This window comes from Gordonia sp. (in: high G+C Gram-positive bacteria) (assembly GCF_049647785.1).
In the GTDB taxonomy this organism is placed as follows: domain Bacteria; phylum Actinomycetota; class Actinomycetes; order Mycobacteriales; family Mycobacteriaceae; genus Gordonia.
Genome location: NZ_JBARYI010000002.1, coordinates 1 through 2,346 on the forward strand (window position 1 = coordinate 1; position 2,346 = coordinate 2,346).

Genomic DNA, 2,346 nt, shown 5'->3' on the forward strand with positions numbered 1-2,346 from the left:
GACTTGAACCCTCACGTCCGAAGACACTGGAACCTAAATCCAGCGCGTCTGCCAGTTCCGCCACTCGCGCGTGCACTGCCACTCTACCGGTACGCTCAGGCGGTGAATCGCTACCCTCTGGACTCGCCGGAATTCGTTGACGCGCTGGGCGCTGGCCTGCGTGCCGCAGGCTATTCCTCGGACGGGATTGACGCCTTGCTCGGCGACGACGCCAGTCGTGCGCTCGTATCCGGCGTGTGGTGGCCAGCCCTGCGTCAGACACGTCGGGCAGTTGCGGATCAGGCTCGGCTCGCGACGCTGATCCGACTGTTCCTGCTGGGGGCCACCGAGACCTCGGACGATGTGGCGGCGGCGCTACCCGAGGTCGACGTCGAGGCACTCCTAGACCAGCAGGTCATTGAGTCCACCGAGGGCGGTGTCCGTGCGGTGCTCGATATTCGGCCGCATGGCAGCGACTCGGGCGATTACCTCGTCGTTGCCGACCAGGATGCCTCGATGCGGCCGGGGCCGGTCGCGCACGACCACGTCCTCGGAATTGGAGGCGCTTCGATGTCGTTGGCGCAAGCGGTGATTCGCACTCCGTTCGGGTCGGCCCTCGATCTCGGAACCGGGTGTGGAGTGCAGGCGCTGCACATGTCGTCGCATTGCGACCGCATCGTCGCCACCGACACCAACGAGCGAGCTTTGGCGCTCGCCGCTGCCACCGCTCGCCTCAACGGGTTCGACTGGGACCTGCGGAACGGGAGCCTGTTTGATCCGGTGGCCGGTGACACCTTCGACCTCATCGTCTCCAACCCGCCCTTCGTGGTGGGTACCGGTGCGCAGGATTACATTTACCGCGACTCCGGCATGGTCGGCGACGACATCAGCCGCCAGCTCATCGAGCAGATCGGCGACCACCTAAACCCCGGCGGTATCGCTCAGATTCTCGCGAACTGGGTGGTGCGCGACGTCGACGCATGGGACGAACGCGTGCGGTCGTGGGTGGAGTCGACCGGTCTGGATGCATGGGTGGTGCAGCGTGAGCTGGCCGATCCGATCAGTTATGTGTCGCTGTGGGTTTCCGACGCCGGGGAGTCGGTCGTCGACGCCGCCGAGCGCGGTGCGCGTTGGCTCGACTGGTTTGAGGCAGAGGGCATCGTCGCGATCGGGATGGGGTCGATTATGTTCCGCAAGCCCATCGAGAGCCGCCCTGCCGATGTCGTTATCGAAGAGATCACGGCGGCCGGTCAGGAGGTGACCGGCTTCGAGGCCCAAGCGTTCTTTGCTCGCCGCGACTTTCTGCGCATCAACTCCGATGCCGACCTTCTCGCGGCGCGACTGTCGACGTCGCCGGTGTTCCTCGAAACTCAAGCCTTGCCGGGGGATGAGGGTTGGCAGCAAGTCGGTGCCGCTGTTACTCGCCCCGGCGGTCCGGGCGCGGTGTTGCCCGTCGACGAGGTTTTGACCTCGCTACTCGCTGGCTGTCGTGGGGTAGTGCCACTCGCCGCATTGATTTCCTTGCTTGCCGACTTCCACGGCGTCGCACCGGAGGCGCTCGCCGAAGCTGCGATGCCGTCGATCCGCGAGGCGATCGGCCGCGGAATTCTGTACCGCGCCGACTGACGCGGGCCCCGCTACTCGGTGGCCAACCGAATGCCGAAGCCGATTAGGACGCTGCCGGTCACCAGGTCAATGCGTCGACGGATTCGGGGCGCGGCCATCCAGGTACTGATCTGGTTAGCGGCAAGAACTAGCGCCGCGAAGTAGATGGCGGTGAGGGCAAGGAAGATGACGCCAAAGGCCAGCGTGGTCCAGGTCGCGGAGTAGCCCGACGGTACAAAGCCCGGCAGAAGCGTAATGAACATGACACCGATCTTCGGATTCAAGATGTCGGTCAGGAAGCCGGTGAGGAAACCTGCCGGGCGTGTCGCGCCGGTGTCCGCATTGGTGGCCTCGTCGGTGGCGTCGTTCCGGATTTTGCGGATGGACCGCAGTGTCTGGACACCGAGAAGCACGAGGTAGCAGGCTCCGACGACCTTGAGGATTTCGTAGCCGATCTCGCTCATCTGCAGAATCGCGGACAGGCCGAGTGCGGCGGCGACGATCCAAACGAGCAGTCCGCAGAGCACACCGAGTGAGGTCCGGATCCCGCCAGCCTTGCCGCCCTTGGCAATCCCGCGCATCACGACCAGCGAGTCAGGTCCCGGAAGGAGAACCAACAGCGCGGATGCGACGGTAAACGACGCGACAGACGACAACATTCGGCCATCGTAAGTGGTGCGACAGCATCGTCGAAATTCGTCCCTCGCACCCCAGTTTTCGCGTTCTCGCATGATGCGTCGATTCCCGCACTACGTCTGACAT

At 64.5% G+C, this 2,346-nt stretch carries 2 protein-coding genes; one reads left to right on the top strand and one right to left on the bottom strand.

From position 1 onward, the window contains the following. The first annotated feature begins 102 nt into the window (after nucleotides 1–102). A complete protein-coding gene (locus WBA38_RS00210; protein WP_424293810.1) occupies nucleotides 103–1,605 on the top strand; it encodes a DUF7059 domain-containing protein in 1,503 nt (500 codons plus the stop codon). 11 nt (nucleotides 1,606–1,616) lie between these two features. Here the strand turns inward: WBA38_RS00210 and WBA38_RS00215 are convergent, their stop codons facing one another. Beyond that, nucleotides 1,617–2,243: a LysE family translocator gene (locus WBA38_RS00215; RefSeq protein ID WP_424293809.1), complete on the bottom strand. Its 627-nt coding sequence runs from the start codon at nucleotides 2,241–2,243 to the stop codon at nucleotides 1,617–1,619. Nucleotides 2,244–2,346: the final 103 nt, after the last annotated feature.